The sequence below is a fragment of the Amycolatopsis rhizosphaerae genome (genome assembly GCF_007713715.1).
GTDB lineage: Bacteria > Actinomycetota > Actinomycetes > Mycobacteriales > Pseudonocardiaceae > Amycolatopsis_E > Amycolatopsis_E rhizosphaerae.
Genome location: NZ_VJWX01000681.1, coordinates 1 through 2,938, shown reverse-complemented (window position 1 = coordinate 2,938; position 2,938 = coordinate 1). Strand labels below are relative to the sequence as shown.

The following is a 2,938-nucleotide window of genomic DNA, read 5'->3' as shown; positions in this document are numbered from 1 at the left end:
TTCGTCCTAGTGTGCGAGACGTGGACGAAGACACGACCATGGTGCGGGCGAAGGCACTGGTGAAGCGCTTCGGCGGGTTCGAGGCCGTCCAGGGCATCGACGTCGAGGTGCGGCGCGGGGAGGCGTTCGGCTTCCTCGGCCCGAACGGCGCGGGCAAGTCCTCCACCATGCGCATGATCGCCTGCGTGTCCCCGCGCAGCGACGGCGATCTCCGTATCCTCGGCCTGGACCCGGACACCGACGGCCCCCGCATCCGGGCCCGGCTGGGCGTGGTGCCGCAGCAGGACAACCTCGACACCGAGCTGACCGTGCGGCAGAACCTCCAGGTCTATGCCCGCTACTTCGGCCTGTCACGGGCGCAGGCCCGCGCCAAGGCCGCCGAACTGCTCGAGTTCGCCCAGCTCGCCGACCGCGCGGACGACGAGGTGGAACCGTTGTCCGGCGGGATGAAACGGCGGCTCACCATTGCCCGCTCGCTGGTCAACGACCCCGAGCTCCTGCTGCTCGACGAGCCGACCACGGGGCTCGACCCGCAGGCCCGGCACCTGCTGTGGGACAGGCTGTTCCGGCTCAAGGCGCAGGGCGTGACGCTCATCGTCACCACCCACTACATGGACGAGGCCGAGCAGTTGTGCGACAGGCTGGTCGTGATGGACGGCGGCCGGATCGTCGCGGAGGGCTCACCGGCCGAGCTGATCTCCCGCTATTCCACCCGCGAGGTGCTCGAACTGCGGTTCCCGCCGGGCGAGGAGGCACCCCTGGCCGCGGTGGCCGATCTGGCCGAACGGGTGGAGGTCCTGCCGGACCGGCTGCTCCTCTACACCGCGGCGGGAGAGACCGCGCTGGAGCAGGTGCACGTCCGCGGCATCCGGCCCCTGTCGAGCCTGGTCCGCCGCAGCAGCCTGGAGGACGTCTTCCTCCACCTCACCGGCCGGACGCTGGTGGACTGATGACGGCGGGATCGACGCCGGCATCGGTGACATCGGCGGGCCGCGTGGTCGGGCCGTGGCGGGCGGCCTTGCTGCGCGTGGAAGCGAACCTGTCCTGGTACCGCCGGTACTGGAAGTCCACCCTGTACTCCTCGGGACTGCAGCCGCTGCTGTTCCTCCTGGCCATGGGCCTCGGTTTCGGTTCGCAGGTGCCGGCGGGCCCGGCCACCGGCGGACTGTCCTATCTGCACTACATCGCCCCGGCGCTGCTGGTGTCCGCGGCACTGCAGCAGAGCGTGGCGGAGTCGACGTACCCGGTGCTGTCCGGGTTCAAATGGCAGAAGGACTACCTCGCCGTGACGGCCACCCCGGTCACCCCGGGGCAACTGCTCGGCGGCCATCTCGCGTGGGTGGGCCTGCGGATACTGCTGTCCAGCGTGGTGTACGCGCTGATCGCGCTCGCCTTCGGCGCCTGGCTCAACGCGGGCGTGGTGGCGGTGGTCGTCGTGGGGGTGTTCACCGGGCTGGCGTGCGCCGCCCCGGTCACCGCCTTCGCGGCCACCACCTTCGACGAGGGCACCCGGTTCAACGGGTTGTTCCGGTTCGTCGTGATCCCGATGACGCTGTTCGCCGGAACCTTCTTCCCAATCGCGCAGATCCCGCTCGCGCTGCGCTGGCTGGCCTGGATTTCCCCGCTCTGGCACGGAAACGAGCTGGCACGCGGGGTCACGCTCGGCGGGCTGGGGAGCTGGGCCGCGCTCGGGCACGTCGCGTATCTCGCGGCACTGCTGGCGCTCGGGGTCTTCCTCGCCCGCAGGTACTTCTACCGACGGCTGGTGGTCTGAAATGACGGTGCTGCACCAGAGGCGGCCCGGGCCGCTGCTGCGGATCCTGCCGCCGGGGCTCTACGCGGGCCGGGCGAGCAAGGTCGTCGAGCGCTCGATCCTCACCTACTCGCGGATGTGGCTCGTCTTCGTCTCCGGCGTGTTCGAGCCGCTGTTCTACCTGATCGCCTTCCGGATCGGGTTCGGCAGGCTGGTCGGCGACGTGGCCGGGCCGGATGGCAGGCCGATCAGCTACGTCGCCTTCGTCGCCCCCGCGCTGCTGGCGTCCTCGGCGATGAACGGCGCCGTCCTCGACTCCACGTACAACGTGTTCTTCAAGATCCGCTACGCGAAGACCTACGACGCGATGCTGGCCACCCCGGTCGGCCCGCTGGACATCGCGATCGGGGAGATCGCCTGGGCGGTGCTGCGCGGCGGCCTCTACGCGGTGGCGTTCTTCGGCGTGATGCTCGGCATGGGGCTGGTCGCCTCGCCGTGGGCGGTGTTGATCATCCCGATCGCCCTGCTGGTCGCGTTCGCCTTCGCGGCCATCGGCATGGCCTGCGCCACCTTCCTGCGCTCGCCGTCCCAGTTCGACTACATCCAGCTCGTCGTGATGCCCCTGTTCCTGTTTTCCACCACGTTCTACCCGCTGTCGGTGTACCCGGGGGCGATCCGCGTGGTGGTGCAGTGTTCGCCGCTCTACCACGGGGTGGAGCTGATGCGCGAGGTGTCGGCCGGGCTGCTGCGGCCGGACATGCTGGGCCACCTGGCCTATCTGGTGGCACTGACGGCGTTCGGGGTGTGGGCGGCGTCGCGCCGGATCACCCACCTGCTCCTGCGGTGAGCGCGGCCCGCGCGTCGACCATGCCGTGGCCGTAGAAGCCGTTGTAGGCGGTGTAGCCGGTGCAGTAGGCGTCCTGATGCCCGTCGCCGGTGAGGTCGTAGTCCGCGGGGCAGGGCATCGGGCGGGCCGTGCGGTACAGCGCCTCGCGCAACTGCCTGGGCCCGTAGCCGGGATGCGCCGAGGCGATCAGCGCGGCGACCCCGCTCACGTGCGGTGCCGCCATGGAAGTGCCGCACAGGGGCGCGTACCCGCCGCCGGGCACCGTGGACAGCACGCAGTCGTGGCCGTCACCGCCGGGGGCGGCCAGGCCGATCACGCCGAGCCCGTAGGAGCTGTAG

The 2,938-nt window shown here is 70.6% G+C and carries 4 protein-coding genes; 3 read left to right on the top strand and 1 reads right to left on the bottom strand.

Features of this window, described 5'->3' with window-relative positions:
- Window positions 1-38 precede the first annotated feature (38 nt).
- Genes FNH05_RS35435 through FNH05_RS35425 form a run of 3 tightly spaced genes read left to right on the top strand, consistent with a single transcriptional unit; the run spans window position 39 to window position 2,600 of the window.
- Window positions 39-950 carry an ABC transporter ATP-binding protein gene (locus FNH05_RS35435; RefSeq protein ID WP_186382904.1) on the top strand — a complete coding sequence of 304 codons (912 nt, stop codon included), beginning with the start codon at window positions 39-41 and terminating at the stop codon, window positions 948-950.
- A complete protein-coding gene (locus FNH05_RS35430; protein WP_144593213.1) occupies window positions 950-1,774 on the top strand; it encodes an ABC transporter permease in 825 nt (274 codons plus the stop codon). Before FNH05_RS35435 ends, FNH05_RS35430 begins: the two co-directional genes overlap by 1 nt.
- Before the next feature lies 1 nt (window position 1,775).
- Window positions 1,776-2,600 (top strand): ABC transporter permease, encoded by an 825-nt coding sequence (locus FNH05_RS35425; protein WP_144593212.1) that lies wholly within the window; start codon window positions 1,776-1,778, stop codon window positions 2,598-2,600.
- Here FNH05_RS35425 and FNH05_RS35420 read toward each other — a convergent pair.
- The coding region (locus FNH05_RS35420) for a S8 family serine peptidase (RefSeq protein ID WP_144593211.1) at window positions 2,578-2,938 on the bottom strand (361 nt) is incomplete at its 5' end. The two genes, FNH05_RS35425 and FNH05_RS35420, sit on opposite strands and share 23 nt — an antisense overlap.

Coding starts and splice junctions, on each gene's coding strand:
- FNH05_RS35435 (WP_186382904.1), top strand. CDS start 39: ATGGTGCGGGCGAAGGCACTGGTGAAGCGCTTCGGCGGGTTCGAGGCC.
- FNH05_RS35430 (WP_144593213.1), top strand. CDS start 950: ATGACGGCGGGATCGACGCCGGCATCGGTGACATCGGCGGGCCGCGTG.
- FNH05_RS35425 (WP_144593212.1), top strand. CDS start 1,776: ATGACGGTGCTGCACCAGAGGCGGCCCGGGCCGCTGCTGCGGATCCTG.